A 19,364-nucleotide genomic window follows, 5' to 3' on the forward strand; every position below is an offset into this window, starting at 1 on the left:
GCCATGATTGATTCGCCCCGCGTATGTGTCCATGTACAAAGCGTCTATGTTGAATCACAGTCCTCACCGGACGAAGAACGTTTTGTTTTCGCTTACACCGTGACCATTCGCAATCTGGGGCGGATGCCCGTGCAGCTGCGCGGGCGCTACTGGCTTATCACCAACGGCAATGGCCGCGAAATCGAAGTTCAGGGCGAAGGTGTGGTCGGTGAACAGCCCCACATCGCCCCTGGCGAAGAGTACCAGTACACCAGCGGCGCGGTGATTGAAACGCCGATGGGTACCATGCAAGGCCATTATGAAATGGTCGACGTCGATGGCAATGATTTCCGCGTTGCCATTCCCGTGTTCCGTCTCGCCGTAACCACACTTATTCATTAATCTAATGTCTACATATCTGATTGGCGACGTTCACGGTTGCTACGATGAACTGATCGCATTATTAAAACAGGTCGACTTTACGCCAGAACAGGACACGCTCTGGCTGACGGGCGATTTAGTCGCACGTGGCCCCGGCTCGCTTGAGGTGTTACGTTTCGTCAAATCACTGGGCGACAGCGTGCGCATGGTTCTGGGCAATCACGATCTGCATCTGCTGGCGGTTTTCGCTGGGATCAGCCGTAACAAACCTAAAGATCGCCTGAGCCCACTGCTGGATGCGCCGGACGCGGACGATCTGATTAACTGGCTGCGCCGTCAGCCCCTGCTGCAGGTCGACGAAGAGAAAAAGCTGGTCATGGCGCATGCCGGGATCACCCCGCAATGGGATCTTGAGACGGCGAAAACCTGCGCGCGTGACGTTGAGGCGGTGCTGGCGAGCGACTCGTATCCTTTCTTCCTCGATGCCATGTACGGCGATATGCCGAACCACTGGAGCGAGGATCTCAGCGGTCTGGCCCGTCTGCGCTTTATCACCAACGCCTTCACCCGCATGCGTTTCTGCTTCCCGAACGGACAGCTGGATATGTATTCCAAAGAGACGCCGGAAAGCGCGCCCGCTCCGCTGAAACCGTGGTTTGCCATACCGGGACCGGTGACAAGCGAATACAGCGTGGTTTTTGGTCACTGGGCTGCACTGGAAGGAAAAGGGACGCCGGAAGGGATTTACGGACTTGATACCGGATGCTGCTGGGGCGGAGAGTTAACCTGCTTACGCTGGGAAGATAAAGCTTACTTTGTGCAGCCGTCCAACCGACAGCTGGACTTAGGAGAAGGCGAGGCCGTTGCCTCCTGACTAGTGCCCTCCCCAAAAGACCGCACCGAACAGTCCCCTCTCCCCTTTGGGGAGAGGGGTAGGAAAATCACTTAACGACGTTCCAGAATCTCGAAGCAGTAGCTGTGGGAGTTCTGTGCATCCGCGTCGTGGAATTCGCTGAATACCGATTCCCACTCGTCCGGATCGTAGTCCGGGAAATGGGTATCCCCTTCCACTTCTGCATCAATGTGGGTCAGATACAGCTTCTGCGCTTTTGGCAGGAACTGCTCGTACACGCGCCCGCCGCCAATCACCATGATCTCTTCGGCATTGCCGCATGCAGCAATTGCCTCGTCGACTGATTTTACCCATTCGACGCGATCGTCAGTACCCGGCTGGCTACTGATAACGATATTCTTACGGCCCGGCAATGGGCGACCAATCGACTCCCAGGTCAGGCGGCCCATCACTACCGGCTTGTTTAACGTAGTACGTTTAAACCATGCGAGATCGGCAGGCAGGTTCCACGGCATGGCATTTTCCATACCGATAACGCGGTCCACCGCCAGCGCTGCAATCAGACTGATCATTGAAAATTTCCCGGATGCAAAAAATTGCCGCCACTATACGGAAAGCTTAATCTTTCGTCGACTGGCGGCAGAGTAAAGATAAAGAAATTTTTTAATATTGCTGGCAACTCCACTTCACGCGGAAGGTTTACTCTCCAGTTCGTCAGACGGATCGCCGGTATGCTTGCCCTCTTCCGTGCCCTGCCAGCCGTGACGCTGGATCAGCGACAGGTGGTTACGGTCCTCATTAATGATTTCAGTCAGCATGGCGCTGGTGCGTTTAAACACCGCCGCACGCTCCGTTGCCGTACTCCCGGCCATCGCCGCCATCTCTTCGACCATCTCGGTGTTAAAGCGGCGGAACAGGTCCGCACGCTCGCGCGCTTCATACGCGCCGAGCCCCAGATTTTCCAGCGCCATCCGGCCAGATTTCAGCGCGCCTTCGAAGGTTTCACGCTCGGGGGCTTCAACGCCTGCCTGCCTGAGTCGGATATAATGATCCACATCGCGCGCGCGGGAAATGATGGTCAGAGCCGGGAAATGTTCTTTCGCCATTTCCACCATCTGCAGGCTGGTCTCCGGATCGTCAATCGCGTTGATCAATACTTCGGCTTTTGCCGCCCCGGCGGATTCCAGCAGATCGACGCGCGTTGCATCTCCGTAAAACACCTTCATATCAAATTTTCGCAGGGTGTCGACATGGTCGGGGTCGTGATCGAGGATAACCATCTTCACCCCGCTGGACAGCAGCAGACGGCCTACGATCTGCCCGTAGCGGCCAAATCCGGCAATGATGACGCGCGGCTGCTCTTCGTCAATTTCATCGGCTTCACGCTCCTGCTCGCTACCCGATTTTTCCAGACGCGTCAGTACCACCAGCAGAACGGGCGTCGCGGCCATCGACAGTGCGACCGCCAGCGTCAGCGCTTTCGCCCACTCGGGATCGAGGACGTTTGCCATCTGCGCCGCGCCAAAGACCACGAATGCAAATTCGCTCCCTTGCCCCAGCAGAACCGCAAACCAGCTGCGCTGCTTATTCGGCACCTTCAGCGGACGCGCAATCAGCCACAGCATCGCCATTTTAATGACCAGGAAGCCGACCAGCAGGATGACGATCCGCAGCGGGTGCGTTACCAGCGTGCCGAAGTCGACGGACATCCCCACACCAATGAAAAACAGCCCCAGCAGCAACCCTTTGAACGGCTCGATATCGCTTTCCAGCGCGTGACGGTATTCAGAACTCGCCAGCAGGACGCCAGCGAGGAACGCCCCCATCGCCATCGACAGCCCGGCCTCTTCCAGCAGCAGACCGAAGCCAAACACCAGGAACAGCGCCACGGCGCTGAACACTTCGCGCAGGCCCGAGCGGGCAACGAACCGCAGCAGCGGGCGGGTGACGTAGCGACCAAGCAGCACCACCAGCGCCAGCGCGCCCGCCACCTTCAGCGCCGACAGCGCGAAAGCGCCCAGCGTGGTAGAGGAACCGCTGGCCGCCAGCAGCGGGATCATCGCCACCAGCGGGATAGCGGCAATATCCTGGAACAGCAGCACCGAGAACGCGCTGCGTCCCATCTGCGAGACCGTCAGATTTCGCTCGTTCATCGCCTGCATGGCAATGGCCGTTGAGGAGAGCGCCAGCGTCATGCCGATAAGCTCTGCCACTTTCCAGTCCATGCCCAGCAGGATGCAGAACCCGCCCAGCAGCAGGCCGCAGGCCACCATCTGCAGCGCCCCGCCGCCAAATACCGAGGCGCGAAGCTTCCATAACCGCTGCGGGTCGAGCTCCAGGCCAATCACAAACAGCATCAGCACTACGCCGATTTCAGCAAAATGGAGAATCGCCTCGGCATCCGTGACCAGTCGAAAGCCCCACGGTCCAATGACGCAGCCCGCAATCAGGTAGCCGAGCACCGAGCCCAGCCCCAGGCGTACCGCCACGGGCACAATCAGCGCCGCCGCGCCGAGGTAAATCAGCGCCTGTATCAGCGTATGGCTATCCATGGTGCGCCTCCTGCCACTCAAGTAAGCGTTGTTTATAATGGCGAGCCTGCGCCTGCAGCGTTTCATCATCACAGACAAAGGTGCAGTGCATCGCAAAAGGCGGGAGCCAGTTCAGACCGCAGTAGAGCGCGGTCGCCTGCAGCGGCTGTGCCAGAACCTCAAAACCGGGGAAGGAACCAATATCAAAGTGGCTTTCCCCTCCGCCCGTGGTGACCGCCCACATCAGGCTTTTTCCTTTTAGCGCATTGCCGTTGTGGCCGTATGCCCAGCCGTGGGAGAAGACTTTATCAATCCACAATTTCAGCAGCGGGGGCGTGCTGTACCACTGCATGGGATGCTGCCAGATAATCAGATCGGCACGGGAAAGCGCCTCCTGCTCGGCGGCGATATCGATATTAAAATCGGGATAGAGTTGATAGAGGGAACGTATCTCTACGTTATCAAGCGTCCTTACCTGCTCAAGCATCCGCTTATTCGCATGCGAGTGCTGCGGATAAGGATGGGCATAAATTATCAGAATCATTGATTAGCCTGTTGTTACTGCTTTCTTTTAACAAAAGAGTGTAGTCAGTAATTCAACAGGCTAATAGTGAATATTATTGACGGGCTTACGTCAGAATTCTGAATTAGTTATCCAGCTCGCCCATGGATTTCACCTGGTCACGGTTGATCTGTTCGGTTTGACCGGTTTCGGCGTTTTTGTAAGACACCAGACCGGTATCGTCATCCACCTGCGGCTTTCCGTCGGTGACGATGGTTTTGCCATCGGTGGTTTTTACGGCCTGATTAGACGAACAGCCCGCAACGGTAAACATTGTCGTGGCAGCCAGAACGGAAGCGATCAGTAATTTATTTTGCATGGTGTTTTCCCCTGCTCTCAGTTGAATTTAGTTATCGACCTAACCATTTTAGGCTAACTGACTGAAAGCGGATGAAAAACCAGAAGGTTCTGAAGATGGGGAGAATGCCCGGCAACCGAACGGCACCGGGCATTTTTACTTACTTGCTAATCTGCGCGTGCATTTCCTGGACTGAAATCACCTTCTCGGTGGCATCCGCGTTCAGCGCCATGGCCGTTGCGAAACCGCCGTTCAGGGTGGTGTCGTAGTGCACTTTGTACTGCAGCGCGCTGCGGCGAATCAGCTTGGAGTCTTCAATCGCCTGGCGGCCTGCGGTGGTGTTAATGATGTAGGTGTATTCGCCATTCTTGATACGATCCTGAATGTGTGGACGACCTTCATGCACCTTGTTCACCAGACGCGGGTTGATGCCGGCTTCACCGAGCACAATCGCCGTACCGTGGGTCGCATCCAGCTCGAAGCCCTGTTTCAGCAGCTTGGCGGCCAGGTCAACCACGCGCTCTTTGTCGCCTTCACGAACGGAGAGCAGCGCACGGCCTGATTTTTTCATGGTGGAGCTACTGCCCAGCTGCGCCTTCGCGAACGCTTCTGCGAAGGTGCGGCCTACGCCCATCACTTCCCCGGTAGAGCGCATTTCTGGCCCTAACAGCGGGTCAACGCCCGGGAATTTGTTGAACGGCAGCACCACCTCTTTCACCGAGTAGTACGGTGGGATGATCTCTTTGGTCACGCCCTGCTGCGCCAGCGTCTGGCCCGCCATCACGCGCGCCGCCACTTTCGCCAGCGGAACACCGGTGGCTTTGGAGACGAACGGTACGGTACGTGCCGCACGCGGGTTGACTTCAATCAGGTAGACTTCGTTGTCTTTCACTGCGAACTGGACGTTCATCAGACCGCGAACCTGCAGCTCGAAGGCCAGCTTCTGAACCTGCTGGCGCATCACGTCCTGAATCTCCTGGCTCAGCGTGTAGGCTGGCAGAGAACAGGCGGAGTCGCCGGAGTGAACGCCTGCCTGCTCGATGTGCTCCATGATGCCGCCAATCAGCACCATTTCGCCGTCGCAGATGGCGTCAACGTCCACTTCCACCGCATCGTCGAGGAAGCGGTCGAGCAGCACTGGCGCATCGTTGGAAACGCTCACCGCAGTCTGGAAGTAGCGACGCAGGTCGGCTTCGTCGTAAACGATTTCCATCGCGCGACCGCCCAGTACGTAGGAAGGACGCACCACCAGCGGGTAGCCAATCTCTTTCGCCTTCTCAACTGCCTGTTCAATGGCGGTCACGGTGGCATTCGCAGGCTGTTTCAGCTTCAGGCGGTCAACCGCCTGCTGGAAACGCTCGCGGTCTTCCGCACGGTCAATCGCGTCCGGGCTGGTGCCGATAACCGGCACGCCTGCCGCTTCCAGCGCGCGCGCCAGCTTCAGCGGGGTCTGGCCGCCGTACTGCACAATAACGCCTTTTGGCTTCTCGATGCGCACGATTTCCAGCAAGTCTTCCAGGGTAACCGGCTCGAAGTAGAGGCGGTCAGAGGTGTCGTAGTCGGTAGAAACCGTTTCAGGGTTACAGTTAACCATGATGGTTTCGTAACCGTCTTCGCGCAGCGCCAGCGAGGCGTGTACGCAGCAGTAGTCGAACTCGATGCCCTGGCCGATACGGTTTGGACCGCCGCCCAGCACCATAATCTTGTCGCGGTCGACGGACGGGTTCGCTTCGCACTCGTCTTCATAGGTAGAATACATGTAGGCGGTGTCGGTCGAGAATTCAGCCGCACAGGTATCCACGCGCTTGTAGACCGGGTGCAGGTCGTACTGGTCGCGCAGCTTGCGGATTTCCGCTTCACGCACGCCAGCCAGCTTAGCCAGACGCGCATCGGCGAAGCCTTTACGCTTCAGCACGCGCAGGAAGTCAGCGTCCAGGCCGTTGATGCCCAGCTCAGCAACCTGCTCTTCCAGACGCACCAGCTCTTCAATTTGCACCAGGAACCAGCGGTCGATGTTGGTCAGGTTGAACACGCCGTCGACGGACAGGCCCGCACGGAAGGCATCGGCGATGTACCAGATACGTTCTGCGCCCGCGTCTTTCAGCTCGCGACGGATTTTTGTCAGCGCTTCCGGATCGTCCAGGCTTACTTTCGGGTCGAAGCCGGTCGCGCCCACTTCGAGGCCGCGCAGCGCTTTCTGCAGGGATTCCTGCTGCGTGCGGCCAATCGCCATCACTTCACCGACAGATTTCATCTGGGTGGTCAGACGGTCGTTCGCGCCCGCGAATTTCTCGAAGTTGAAGCGAGGAATTTTGGTGACAACGTAGTCGATGGACGGCTCGAAGGACGCAGGGGTGCGGCCGCCGGTGATGTCGTTCATCAGCTCGTCGAGGGTATAACCCACCGCCAGTTTCGCCGCCACTTTCGCAATCGGGAAGCCGGTCGCTTTAGAGGCCAGCGCGGAGGAACGAGACACGCGCGGGTTCATTTCGATAACAATCAGACGGCCAGTTTTCGGGTTCACCGAGAACTGCACGTTAGAGCCGCCGGTTTCCACGCCGATTTCACGCAGTACCGCCATCGAGGCGTTACGCATGATTTGATACTCTTTATCGGTCAGCGTCTGGGCTGGCGCAACGGTGATGGAGTCGCCGGTGTGGATACCCATCGCATCGAAGTTTTCGATGGAGCAGACGATGATGCAGTTGTCGTTTTTATCACGCACTACTTCCATCTCGTACTCTTTCCAGCCAATGAGAGACTCGTCAATCAGCAGCTCTTTGGTTGGGGAGAGATCCAGACCGCGCTCGCAAATCTCTTCGAACTCTTCGCGGTTGTAGGCGATACCGCCGCCGGTGCCGCCCATGGTGAACGATGGACGGATGATGCACGGATAACCCACGTCAGCCGCGACGGCCAGCGCTTCTTCCATATTGTGTGCGATACCGGAGCGCGCGGTGTCGAGGCCGATTTTCTTCATCGCCACGTCAAAGCGGCGACGGTCTTCTGCTTTATCAATCGCGTCAGCGGTCGCACCGATCATGGTCACGCCGAACTCTTCCAGCACGCCCTGACGCTCAAGTTCCAGCGCACAGTTCAGCGCCGTCTGGCCGCCCATGGTTGGCAGCACCGCGTCCGGACGCTCTTTCTCGATGATTTTACGCACCACTTCCCAGTGAATCGGCTCGATGTAGGTTGCATCGGCCATTTCCGGGTCGGTCATGATGGTTGCCGGGTTGGAGTTCACCAGGATAACCCGGTAGCCCTCTTCACGCAGGGCTTTACACGCCTGCGCGCCGGAGTAGTCGAATTCGCAGGCCTGGCCGATCACGATCGGGCCAGCGCCAAGGATCAGGATGCTTTTTATGTCTGTACGTTTTGGCATTGTCTTCTCGGCTCCTGATTATTTAGCGGTCTTACGGTATTGCTCGATAAGTTCGATGAAGTGATCGAACAGCGGTGCGGCGTCGTGTGGGCCCGGGCTGGCTTCCGGGTGGCCCTGGAAGCTGAACGCTGGCTTATCGGTACGGTGGATACCCTGCAGGGTGCCATCGAACAGCGACTTATGGGTCACGCGCAGGTTAGCCGGCATTGAGGCTTCGTCGACGGCAAAGCCGTGGTTCTGCGCGGTGATCATCACCGTGTTGTTATCAATGTCTTTGACCGGGTGGTTACCACCGTGGTGGCCGAACTTCATCTTGACGGTGTTCGCACCGCTCGCCAGGGCCAGCAGCTGATGGCCGAGACAGATGCCGAATACCGGGATGTCGGTTTCCAGGAAGGACTTGATGGCAGCGATGGCGTAATCGCACGGCGCCGGGTCGCCAGGGCCGTTGGACAGGAAAATACCGTCCGGATTCATCTTCAGCACGTCTTCGGCAGACGTTTGTGCCGGAACCACCGTCAGGCGGCAGCCGCGGTCAACCAGCATGCGCAGGATGTTGCGCTTGGCGCCGAAATCGTAGGCCACCACGTGGAACGGCAGCTCGCTCTCTTTTTTCGCTTCCGGCAGGTCGCCTTCCAGCGTCCAGCTACCCTGAGTCCAGCTGTAGGCTTCAGCAGTAGTCACTTCTTTCGCCAGGTCCATGCCGTTCAGACCCGGGAAGGCTTTCGCTTTTTCCAGCGCCAGCGTCGCATCGAGGTTATCCCCCGCGATGATGCAGCCGTTCTGTGCACCCTTCTCGCGCAGCAGACGCGTTAACTTACGGGTATCGATATCGGCAATCGCCACGATGTTATGGCGCTTCAGGTAAGAAGAGAGGTCTTCGGTATTGCGGAAGTTGCTGGCAATCAGCGGCAGGTCGCGGATGACCAGGCCTTGCGCATGTACCTGAGAGGATTCTTCGTCAGCAGCATTGGTGCCGACATTGCCGATATGAGGATAAGTAAGAGTAACGATTTGGCGAGAATAGGAAGGATCAGTGAGGATTTCTTGATAACCGGTCATTGAAGTATTGAAAACGACTTCCCCAACCGCCGAACCCGTTGCCCCTATGGCCCGACCGATAAACTGGGTTCCGTCTTCCAGAACCAATAGCGCTGACTTAATCAAAACACCCTCCAGAGAATATTCACTCACTTTATTTGCATATTAATTCATAACCGTGTCATGGATCAATGCAAATGTGTTGCCAGCGGATTTTTGGCAAACGGCGGCATTCTGGAGATTTGGTGGGTAAAAGTCAACTTAAAACGGATATTTTGTTTAGTCTTTTGCGTATCTGGCGAGGCGAGTGAAGCTTAAGCGACAAAAAGATCAGGTAAATCACTACAGAAAACGCTTGCGCGCCGGGTTTAATAAAAAATAACGCGATAGAGGACAATAAAGTGGACCAAATGGTCAAAATTTACATTTCAGTAACGATAAAACTCAACAATAGGTACTCTTTTAGAGGTTTATGAAATTATTTACACTGAAACAGTTAAAATAAAAGGGCAATAAAATATTGCCCTATGCAATCAAACAATTACGACTGCAATAACCACATCACGATGGGTAATAATGCTTACAAATTGTTGAGATCGAGCACATCTCTCATATCAAAAAGGCCATATTTCTTGCTTTTAAGCCACAAAGCGGAACGCACGGCGCCGTTGGCGAACGTCATTCGGCTTGAGGCTTTATGCGTAATTTCTACACGTTCGCCAATATCGGCGAACATCGCCGTGTGTTCGCCGACGATGTCGCCCGCTCGCACGGTTGCGAAACCGATGGTGCCAGGCACGCGTTCGCCGGTGTAACCTTCGCGGGTATAGACCGCGCAGTCTTTTAAGTCTTTATCGAGTGCATGAGCAATCGCTTCGCCCATCGCCAGCGCCGTACCTGATGGCGCATCAACTTTGTAACGGTGGTGAGCTTCTACGATCTCGATATCGGTATAGTTGCCCATCACCTTCGCGGCCTTCTCCAGCAGCTTCAGCATGACGTTAACGCCCACGCTGAAATTTGCGGCGAAGACAATCGCAATCTCTTTTGATGCATCCTGGATAGCCTGCTTACCCGCATCGTCAAAACCGGTGGTGCCGATCACCATCCCTTTGCCGTACTGACGACAAAACGCCAGATGCGAGAGCGTTCCTTCCGGGCGGGTAAAATCGATGAATACATCGAAGTCCTCTTTTACCGCCTCCAGGCTGCTTTGCACGGTAACGCCCGTGTGGCCTGCGCCCGCCAGCTCACCGGCATCTGTCCCCAGAAGTGAAGAACCTTCACGCTCCAGGGCCGCGCCAAGCGCGACGCCATCCATCTGAAGTGCCGCCTGAATAAGCTGACGGCCCATACGTCCACCCGCGCCCGCAATGGCGACACGGATCTGTGCATCATGCATAGTTATTCTCTTACGTTAAAATGATGTAAACCGTTTTCAGATTAACCAGCCTTGAGAAGCACTGCCAACTGAAAACACCGATAATAAGAATTTAACGTGAAACCGACTTAAATATCAGTAAAAGACATGATTTTGTCGTCACGATAAAGTAACGGGTAAAAAAAAGGCCAGCACAGGAGGTGCTGGCCTTTCATCAGAAAAGGGACTATTCGACTTCGCGGGCGTCGATTCTCAGCTCTTTCGGGACTTCGAAAACGATGTTCTCTTCACGTCCTTCCAGCGGCACCGCTTCGCCACCGCCCAGTTCCTGCAGACGGGAAATGACGTTCTGTACCAGAATATCTGGCGCAGACGCCCCGGCCGTCACGCCGACACAGGCCGCGTCTTTAACCCATGCTTCCTGAATATCCGACGCGTCATCAATCAGGAAAGCCATTTTCCCCATGCGTTGCGCCAGTTCGGCCAGACGGTTGGAGTTAGATGAGTTTTTCGAGCCGACCACCAGCACCACATCCGCCTGTTCAGCCAGTGCGCGCACCGCTTCCTGACGGTTAGTGGTCGCGTAGCAGATATCATCCTTACGCGGACCGACGATTTTCGGGAAGCGCTGACGCAGGGCGTCAATCACGTCTGAGGTATCGTCTACGGAGAGCGTTGTCTGGGTCATAAACGACAGACGAGCTTCATTTTTCACGTTCAGCGTAAAGACATCTTCAGGCGACTCTACCAGATACATGCCCCCTTCCGGGTTACTGTACTGGCCCATGGTGCCTTCGACTTCCGGATGGCCGGCATGGCCAATCAGGATCGACTCTTCGCCACGGCGGCTGGCGCGCGCCACTTCCATGTGCACTTTTGTCACCAGCGGACAGGTGGCATCGAATACGGTCAGATCGCGGCTTTTCGCTTCGTTACGTACCGCCTGGGAGACGCCGTGCGCGGAGAAAATCAGGATCGCACCGTCCGGCACTTCGCTGATCTGCTCGATAAAGATTGCGCCGCGCTCGCGCAGGCTGTCGACCACGTAGCGGTTATGCACCACTTCGTGACGCACATAAATCGGCGCGCCGTAAATCTCCAGCGCGTTTTCAACAATGCTGATAGCGCGGTCTACACCGGCGCAAAAGCCGCGCGGGTTAGCCAACAGGATCTGCATTTCAGGCCTCCAGTGCAGGATCGATTTCCAGCACTTCAACATCAAAATGAACGGTACGCCCGGCAAGCGGATGGTTGAAGTCAACGGTAATCGAGTCGCCGTTGATTTCGCGGATCACGCCAGGCATTTCGCTGCCGTCCATAGCGGTAAAGAGCATAATCGCCCCGATTTCCGGTTCACCTGCGTCCATAAACTCGCGGCGCGAGAAATACTGGATCAGGTCCGGACTTGGCACGCCAAACGCGGCATCCGGCTCCAGCGAAAAGGCTTTTTTCTCACCCTCTTTCAGACCGAGAAGCTGCTGCTCGAGACCTTCAGACAGGGAGGTATCGCCAAGTCGAAACAGGGCTGGTTTGCCGTTGTTACGGGTGGATTCGGCCGTGGAGCCGTCATCCAGCTTCAGCGTGAAGTGAACGAGAACCGCGCTGTTGCTCTGTACGGATTTAGACATGCAAATTGCTCGCTTGTTTTGCCCGGTGGCGCTGCGCTTACAGGGCCTACATTAACCGTAGGCCGGGTAAGTGCAGCGCCACCCGGCATTGATGCTTACGCCTGCTCTTTCGCAGCCGGTTTAGGCAAGAAGCCTTCCAGCACGATTAACGCCGCACCGATACAAATTGCCGTATCGGCCAGGTTAAAGGTCGCGAAGTGCCAGTCGCCGACGTAGAAGTCGATCATATCGACCACAAAGCCGTGCCACAGGCGGTCAAACAGGTTGCCCAGCGCGCCGCCAATGATCAGCGCGTAGGCGATGTTATTCAGCTTTTGCGTGGCCTTCGAGCGGTACATCAGCACCGCGAGGATCACGCAGATACCGAGAGCGATACCCGCAAAGAACCAGCGCTGCCAGCCACCGCTGTCGGCAAGGAAACTGAACGCCGCACCGTAGTTGCGCGCGTAGTGCAGGTTAAGTGACGGGAACAGCGGCACCGTCTCCCCCAGAGCAAAATTCTGGAGGATCAGGAACTTACTGCCCAGATCGATAATCAGCACCACCACAACCAGCCACAGCCAGCGCAGTCCTGTTGAACAGAGAGTTTTACTCATCAGGCAAACTTACGTTTTTCGCCGTCACCGGCGACGTTGCTTACACAGCGTCCGCAGATGTCTGCGTGTTCCGCCACCTGGCCGACATCGGTGGTGTAATGCCAGCAACGCGGGCATTTCTCACCGTCGGCTTTGCTCAGCGCGACTTTCAGTCCTTTGAGCAGTTCGCTCTGCTGAGCATCAGCAGAAGCCTCGGCATAATCCGCAACTTTCGCACCGGAGGTCAACAGGACAAATCGTAATTCATCGCCCAGCGCGATCAGCTTCGCCGCCAGCTCCGGTTCCGCGTACAGCGTGACTGCCGCTTCCAGAGAGCCGCCGACTTTCTTATCTGCACGCGCCTGCTCGATTACCTTGTTCACTTCGCCACGTACTTTCAGCAGCTCGTCCCAGAAGGCATCGTTCATCGCTTCGGTGCTGGAGAGATCGAACAGACCTTCGTACCACTCGCCGGTGAAGACATACTTCTCGCGGTCGCCCGGCAGGTAACCCCAGATTTCATCCGCGGTGAAGGACATGATCGGCGCCATCCAGCGTACCAGCGCTTCTGCGATATGGAACAGCGCGGTCTGGCAGCTACGACGCGCCACGCTGTCCGCTTTCGCGGTGTACTGGCGGTCCTTGATGATGTCGAGGTAGAACGAGCCCATCTCGATGGAGCAGAAGCGCATCAGGCGCTGCACCACTTCGTGGAAATCGTAAGACTCATAGGCTTTCAGGATATCGTCCTGCGCCGCTTTCGCGCAGCCTACCGCCCAGCGGTCCAGCACGACCATCTCTTCCGGTTTCACCATGTCTTTTGCCGGATCGAACCCGTTCAGGTTCGCCAGCAGGAAGCGCGCGGTGTTACGGATACGACGATAGCTGTCGGCGGCACGTTTCAGGATCTCGTCAGACACCGCCATTTCGCCGGTGTAATCGGTAGAGGCCACCCACAGACGCAGAATGTCCGCGCCCAGCTTGTTCATCACATCCTGCGGAGAAACGGTGTTACCGATGGACTTGGACATCTTACGGCCCTGACCATCCACGGTGAAGCCGTGAGTCAGAACCTGACGGTAAGGTGCTTTACCCTTCATGGCGGTAGAGATCATCAGAGATGACATGAACCAGCCGCGGTGTTGGTCAGACCCTTCCAGATACATATCGGCAGCGTGACCGGCAAACTCCGGACGTACGTCAACTACGGAGGAGTGGGTAGACCCGGAGTCGAACCACACGTCCAGGGTATCCGGCACTTTCTCGTAGTTGTCTGCGTCAGCGCCCAGGATGTCGCGGGAGTCGAGATCCCACCACGCCTGAATGCCGTCAACTTCGACTCGCTTCGCCACTTCTTCCATCAGTTCCAGCGTGTTCGGGTGCAGCTCCTGCGTCTCTTTATGTACGAACAGAGACATCGGCACGCCCCAGGTACGCTGACGGGAGATACACCAGTCAGGACGGTTAGCCACCATGGATTCGATACGCGCCTGGCCCCAGTCAGGGATCCACTGCACGCCTTTGATCTCTTTCAGAGACTGCTCGCGCAGGCCTTTCTGATCCATGCTGACGAACCACTGCGGGGTCGCACGGAAGATGATCGGGGTCTTGTGACGCCAGCAGCACGGATAGCTGTGCTGCATTTTCTCAACGTGCAGCAGCGCGCCGCTGGTGCGCAGCATGTCGACGATGATGTCGTTCGCTTTGAAGACGTTGATACCATCCAGCGCCGGGTAGGTGCCAGGCAGGTAAGATCCGTCCGGACCCACCGGGTTAGCGATTTCCAGACCGTACTTCAGGCTGATGTTGTAGTCGTCAGGACCGTGGCCACCGGCGGTATGCACCGCACCGGTACCCGCTTCCAGCGTGACGTGATCGCCCAGGATCGCCGGAACGTCGAAGTCCAGGAACGGGTGTTTGAAGCGCATCAGCTCCAGCGCATCACCTTTCACGGTACCCAGCACGGTGTAGTCAGTGATATGCGCGCGCTTCAGCACGCTCTCAACCAGATCTTTCGCCAGGATAACCGCCTGACCGTCAATTTGCACCAGCGCATATTCGAACTCACCGGACAGGGAGATCGCACGGTTGGCAGGCAGAGTCCACGGGGTGGTGGTCCAGATAACCAGCGAGATCGGGCCGTTTACCGAGGTGACGCCAAATTTGGCCTTCACCGCATCCTGATCCACCGCGTGGAACGCCACGTCGATAGATGGGGAAGTTTTGTCGTAATACTCCACTTCCGCTTCTGCCAGCGCAGAACGGCAGTCCACGCACCAGTGCACCGGCTTAGCGCCTTTGTGCAGGTGGCCGTTACCGATGATTTTACCCAGCGCACGGATGATGTTGGCTTCGGTTTTGAAGTCCATGGTCAGGTACGGGTGCGACCAGTCGCCCAGCACGCCCAGACGGATGAAGTCAGCGCGCTGACCGTCAACCTGCGTAGCGGCGTATTCGCGGCACTTCGCACGGAACTCGGCAGCGGTGAACTTCTCACCCGGCTTGCCGAACTCTTGCTCCACTTTCAGCTCGATTGGCAGACCGTGGCAGTCCCAGCCCGGAACGTAAGGCGAGTCATATCCCGCGAGGCCTTTGGACTTCACGATAATGTCTTTCAGAATCTTGTTAACCGAGTGACCAATATGAATGCTGCCATTCGCATATGGAGGGCCATCATGCAGAATGAAGGATTTTTTGCCTTTTTTGGCTGCACGAATGATGCCGTACAGGTCATCATCGGTCCAACGCGCCAGCATTCCCGGTTCGCGCTTGGCGAGATCGCCGCGCATCGGGAACCCTGTTTCCGGCAAATTCAGGGTTGATTTATAGTCACTCATCAGATTCTCGGTTCCGTATTTATCACGTAGGCAGTTAAGCCGGGTTCAAAGCCCAAAAAACTCGCGGGCCGTCAATTCATCTCGCGCAATTTGCGCCTTTAGTTCATCCAGCGAACCAAATCGCTGCTCGTTGCGTATTTTTTTACGCAGTATCACATCTATATGGCGACCATACAGGTCCATTACAACGTCCAGCAGGTGCACTTCCAGCTGTTGGCGCACACCGGCGACGGTTGGACGCGTGCCAATGTTGGCGACGCCGTAAAACGGCTTATCGCCCAGTCCTGCCACTTCCACCGCATACACCCCTTTAACCGGGGAAACCTGACGACGCAGCGGTATATTCGCCGTCGGGAAGCCTATCGTGCGGCCCAGCGCATCGCCATGGACCACGCGGCCAGAGATAGTGAACGGATGCCCCAGCAGGGTTTCTGCCGTATCCAGCTCGTCATCAGCCAGTGCCCGGCGAACCGCCGTGCTGCTGACGCGCACGCCGCCTTCGCAGAAGGTCATCGCGCTGGTGACGTCAAACCCGTACTCCAGACCAGCCTTCTGTAATAGCAAGAAATCGCCCTGACGACCAGCGCCAAAGCGGAAATCATCGCCCACGGCAAGAAACTGTACGCCAAGACGCTTAACCAGCAGGTCGCTAACGAAATTTTGTGCTGTCAGCGCGGCGAAGCGGCGATCGAAACGTACACACAATACATAGTCCACGCCGGACTCCGCCAGATAGCGCAACTTCTCGCGCAGGCGAGTGAGTCGGGCGGGAGATTTATCGCCCGCGAACAGCTCGAGCGGCTGCGGCTCGAAAATCATCACCACAACGGGCAGGCCACGGGCCTCCCCTTCTTTACGCAATCCCTGCAACAGCGCCTGATGACCACGATGCACGCCGTCGAAATTACCAATAGTCAGCACGCACCCGTGCGGTGCGCTGCTGAGATTATGTATGCCGCGTATCAGCTTCATGTCTGGCTCAAAACAGTGAAAATCGCCAAAGTATACCTTGTACAGCGGTTAAGGTTAACCGGCGATTGTTCGCGCAAAACAGAAAGCCGTAATGATTTCATCAGGCTGACCTTTCGCAGAGAAAAAATCTGCTCTTGAACTGCGATTTTTATGCCGAAAGGCTGTATTCAGGGGAGACAAGCTGGTAGAATCCTGCGCCATCACTACGTAACGTAGCGTCGCTTATTAACGGCGCTTATTTGCACAAATCCATTGACAAAAGAAGGCAAAGAGGGCATATTCCTCGGCCTTTGAATTGTCCACATAGATCATATTTGGGAGTTGGACTTGGCTAATATCAAATCAGCTAAGAAACGTGCCGTTCAGTCTGAAAAGGCTCGTAAGCACAACGCAAGCCGTCGCTCTATGATGCGTACTTTCATCAAGAAAGTATACGCAGCAATCGAAGCAGGCGACAAAGCTGCAGCGCAGAACGCATTTAACGAAATGCAACCAATCGTGGATCGTCAGGCTGCTAAAGGTCTGATCCACAAAAACAAAGCAGCGCGTCATAAAGCAAACCTGACCGCGCAGATCAACAAACTGGCTTAATCGCTACTTGTTGTTGCTTGTTTAAAGAACCCGCTTAACGCGGGTTTTTTTATGCCTTCAGATTGCCGGTGGCGTAAACAGCGCCGAGTAGTCACGGTTACAGATTCGCTGCACCGCCGGGTGCTGAATCATCCTTTCGGCAAATATGGCGTGATACTCCTCCATCACGTTATCCACTCTGCCTATCTCCGTAATCTTGTCATCGGAATAGAGATCGTGCGCGTACAGCGTCGGCGCAACGAAGATCGCGTTATGCGCTTCGCCAAAGGCTTTCATCAGCGCCGCATCGTCGAACTCACCGAGGATTTCTACCTTTAGCCCCTGCGAGTTAAACCAGTTCAGCAGCTTGCGTCCGAGCATGGAACGTCTTCCCGGCACCAGCAGGCGACGCTCCTCAAGGCACGCGGGGAACGGTTTTTCCGGCGGCGGATTACTACACCAGAAGCTTACGCCGCATTCACCAATCTTCACCGAGAACAGCCCTTCCTGCTGGGTGGAGTCAATCGGGCAGTCCGAGATAATCATGTCCAGCTTGTGCTGGCTGAGCTGTTCCAGCAGCATCTCATGGGTGGATTCAAAGCAGCGCAGATGAATTTGTTCGTCTTCCACCACCGCCGCATCCAGCACGCCGCTCACCAGTCGTTTGGACAGCGCATCCGCCACGCCCACGTCAAAGAGCAGGTTCGACTCTTTCCGGTAGTTGACGATATCCAGCATCTCCTGGCTCAGGGTAAACATTTTATCCGCATAGCGGAACACCAGTTCACCCAGTTCGCTGGGCTCAATACCGCGCCCTTTGCGCTTGAACAGCTTGCCCTGCAGGCGCTCTTCCAGCGCCTTGATTTGCCCGGTGATGGTTTGCGGCGTCAGGTAGAGCGCCTCTGCCGCCCCTACCACCGAGCCCTGTTTATAGACGTGCCAGAAGTAGTACAGATGGTTGTAATTTAAATGAGACATCGCGTCTTCTCTCCCTGAGTGTGTATCGGGAGAAGGGTCACCTCCTCCCGGTGTTCCGTTATGCCTGGACGGCCTGTCCGGACAATTTCACCTTCAACAAGGTATAACCGATTACCGCGGCCAGTAATGACCCGATGAGGATGCCGAGTTTAGCCCAGACGATAAGCTCAGGCGCATGCGCACCAAACGCCAGCGTCGAGATAAAGATCGACATCGTAAACCCGATGCCACACAGCACGCCGACGGCCATAATCTGCTTAAAGGTGGTGCCGTGCGGTAAAGACGCCAGCTTCAGCTTCGTCGCCAGCCAGCAGAAGAGGCTAATACCCAGCGGCTTACCGATAAACAGCCCGGCAATGATGCCCAGCGGCAGCACGGACGTCAGCCCGTCCAGCGTCACGCCGCTGAGGGAAACGCCGGCGTTGGCAAACGCAAACAGCGGCAGGATCATAAAGGCAACCCACGGGTGCAGCACATGCTCCAGCTGTTTGGCAGGCGACTTGCCGTCCTGCGGCTTAAGCGGCACGAGGAAGCCGACGATCACGCCTGCCAGCGTCGCGTGCACGCCCGATTTCAGCACCGCCGTCCACAGCACCATCCCCACCAGGATGTAGATACCGATGCGGCGAACATTGAAGATGTTCAGCAGCGCCAGCACTGCAATCGCCGCAGCGGCCACGCTCAGGGACAGGATCGACAGATCGCTGGTGTAGAACAGCGCGATAATCACAATGGCGCCCAGGTCATCGATGATCGCCAGCGCCATCAGGAAGATTTTCAGCGCCACCGGCACGCGGCTTCCCAGCAATGCCAGCACCCCGAGGGCAAAGGCGATATCCGTCGCAGCCGGGATCGCCCAGCCGTGACGTGCAATCGGATCCTGCCAGGTGAACGCCAGGAAGAGCAGCGCCGGCACCACCATCCCACCGAGCGCGGCAATCACCGGGAACGCCGCGCGCTGGCGGCTGGCAAGCGAGCCGAGTACCAGCTCACGCTTAACCTCAAGCCCGACGAGCAGGAAGAACACCGCCATCAGCGCATCGTTGATCCACAGCAGCATGTTCTTATTAATTTCCAGCGCCCCGACCTTCAGCTCAACGGGCGTTTCCAGAAATGCATGGTAGAGTTCCTGCGTGATGCCAAGGTTAGCCAGCACCATCGCGGCCGCAGCGGCAATAATCAGGATCACGCCGCCGGACGCCTCACTGCTAAAAAAACGGTGTAGTAATTTCACTTTAATTCTCTCTGTTACAACAATACCTCGATAAAACCATAATACCAAGCCATATAGCTCGGCAAAAACAGATTAATATTGAGTATAGATTCAGTTTTACCGAGCAATACCCACAAATAGAAAAAGCCCGGAATCGCTTCCGGGCCTTTGCGGATGAAA

At 56.4% G+C, this 19,364-nt stretch carries 17 protein-coding genes and 1 pseudogene; 3 read left to right on the top strand and 15 right to left on the bottom strand.

Translation table 11 applies throughout. The annotated features are described in order from the left end of the window. The first annotated feature begins 3 nt into the window (after positions 1-3). Positions 4-381: a Co2+/Mg2+ efflux protein ApaG gene (gene apaG, locus RVY89_RS15550; RefSeq protein ID WP_023310361.1), complete on the top strand. Its 378-nt coding sequence runs from the start codon at positions 4-6 to the stop codon at positions 379-381. A 4-nt stretch (positions 382-385) separates the two neighbouring features. Next, a complete protein-coding gene (gene apaH, locus RVY89_RS15555) occupies positions 386-1,234 on the top strand; it encodes a bis(5'-nucleosyl)-tetraphosphatase (symmetrical) ApaH (RefSeq protein ID WP_371899509.1) in 849 nt (282 codons plus the stop codon). Between the two features lie 71 nt (positions 1,235-1,305). Here apaH and folA read toward each other — a convergent pair whose 3' ends face one another. The 13 genes and pseudogenes from folA to RVY89_RS15620 all read right to left on the bottom strand — a co-directional run bounded on the left by folA (position 1,306) and on the right by RVY89_RS15620 (position 16,649). Beyond that, the gene (gene folA / locus RVY89_RS15560; protein ID WP_008502023.1) at positions 1,306-1,785 is read right to left on the bottom strand and encodes a type 3 dihydrofolate reductase; all 480 of its coding nucleotides are present in this window, start codon (positions 1,783-1,785) and stop codon (positions 1,306-1,308) included. A gap of 114 nt (positions 1,786-1,899) precedes the next feature. Then, positions 1,900-3,765 (bottom strand): glutathione-regulated potassium-efflux system protein KefC, encoded by a 1,866-nt coding sequence (kefC, locus tag RVY89_RS15565; RefSeq protein WP_484825807.1) that lies wholly within the window; start codon positions 3,763-3,765, stop codon positions 1,900-1,902. After that, positions 3,758-4,288 carry a glutathione-regulated potassium-efflux system oxidoreductase KefF gene (kefF, locus tag RVY89_RS15570; protein ID WP_032649856.1) on the bottom strand — a complete coding sequence of 177 codons (531 nt, stop codon included), beginning with the start codon at positions 4,286-4,288 and terminating at the stop codon, positions 3,758-3,760. Before kefF ends, kefC begins: the two co-directional genes overlap by 8 nt. A gap of 103 nt (positions 4,289-4,391) precedes the next feature. Beyond that, complete coding sequence (locus RVY89_RS15575) at positions 4,392-4,625, bottom strand: YgdI/YgdR family lipoprotein (protein ID WP_023310357.1); 234 nt, start codon at positions 4,623-4,625, stop codon at positions 4,392-4,394. 139 nt (positions 4,626-4,764) lie between these two features. Continuing rightward, positions 4,765-7,989 (bottom strand): carbamoyl-phosphate synthase large subunit, encoded by a 3,225-nt coding sequence (gene carB / locus RVY89_RS15580; protein WP_484825808.1) that lies wholly within the window; start codon positions 7,987-7,989, stop codon positions 4,765-4,767. Positions 7,990-8,007: 18 nt separating this feature from the next. Then, complete coding sequence (gene carA, locus RVY89_RS15585) at positions 8,008-9,156, bottom strand: glutamine-hydrolyzing carbamoyl-phosphate synthase small subunit (RefSeq protein WP_010427050.1); 1,149 nt, start codon at positions 9,154-9,156, stop codon at positions 8,008-8,010. 454 nt (positions 9,157-9,610) lie between these two features. After that, the gene (dapB, locus tag RVY89_RS15590) at positions 9,611-10,432 is read right to left on the bottom strand and encodes a 4-hydroxy-tetrahydrodipicolinate reductase (protein WP_484825809.1); all 822 of its coding nucleotides are present in this window, start codon (positions 10,430-10,432) and stop codon (positions 9,611-9,613) included. A 205-nt stretch (positions 10,433-10,637) separates the two neighbouring features. Beyond that, the gene (gene ispH / locus RVY89_RS15595; protein ID WP_371899504.1) at positions 10,638-11,588 is read right to left on the bottom strand and encodes a 4-hydroxy-3-methylbut-2-enyl diphosphate reductase; all 951 of its coding nucleotides are present in this window, start codon (positions 11,586-11,588) and stop codon (positions 10,638-10,640) included. A 1-nt stretch (position 11,589) separates the two neighbouring features. Next, positions 11,590-12,039: an FKBP-type peptidyl-prolyl cis-trans isomerase gene (gene fkpB / locus RVY89_RS15600; protein WP_003856450.1), complete on the bottom strand. Its 450-nt coding sequence runs from the start codon at positions 12,037-12,039 to the stop codon at positions 11,590-11,592. Between the two features lie 95 nt (positions 12,040-12,134). After that, a complete protein-coding gene (gene lspA / locus RVY89_RS15605; RefSeq protein WP_033144602.1) occupies positions 12,135-12,635 on the bottom strand; it encodes a signal peptidase II in 501 nt (166 codons plus the stop codon). Continuing rightward, positions 12,635-15,451, bottom strand: a complete 2,817-nt coding sequence (gene ileS / locus RVY89_RS15610; RefSeq protein WP_484825810.1) for an isoleucine--tRNA ligase — start codon at positions 15,449-15,451, stop codon at positions 12,635-12,637. Before ileS ends, lspA begins: the two co-directional genes overlap by 1 nt. Positions 15,452-15,496: 45 nt before the next feature. Further along, a complete protein-coding gene (gene ribF, locus RVY89_RS15615; RefSeq protein ID WP_032644021.1) occupies positions 15,497-16,423 on the bottom strand; it encodes a bifunctional riboflavin kinase/FAD synthetase in 927 nt (308 codons plus the stop codon). Between the two features lie 7 nt (positions 16,424-16,430). Continuing rightward, positions 16,431-16,649: pseudogene (locus RVY89_RS15620) on the bottom strand (DUF2575 domain-containing protein). Positions 16,650-16,750: 101 nt separating this feature from the next. Between RVY89_RS15620 and rpsT the strand changes: the two are divergent. Beyond that, positions 16,751-17,014 carry a 30S ribosomal protein S20 gene (rpsT, locus tag RVY89_RS15625; protein WP_003856458.1) on the top strand — a complete coding sequence of 88 codons (264 nt, stop codon included), beginning with the start codon at positions 16,751-16,753 and terminating at the stop codon, positions 17,012-17,014. A 57-nt stretch (positions 17,015-17,071) separates the two neighbouring features. On the opposite strand, the gene nhaR is transcribed toward rpsT, so the two are convergent. Continuing rightward, entirely contained in the window at positions 17,072-17,971 is a 900-nt protein-coding gene (gene nhaR, locus RVY89_RS15630; protein ID WP_371899501.1) for a transcriptional activator NhaR, read from the bottom strand. A gap of 58 nt (positions 17,972-18,029) precedes the next feature. Further along, entirely contained in the window at positions 18,030-19,205 is a 1,176-nt protein-coding gene (gene nhaA / locus RVY89_RS15635; protein ID WP_484825811.1) for a Na+/H+ antiporter NhaA, read from the bottom strand. Positions 19,206-19,364 lie beyond the last annotated feature (159 nt).

Source organism: Enterobacter sp. 3U4 (genome assembly GCF_057224565.1).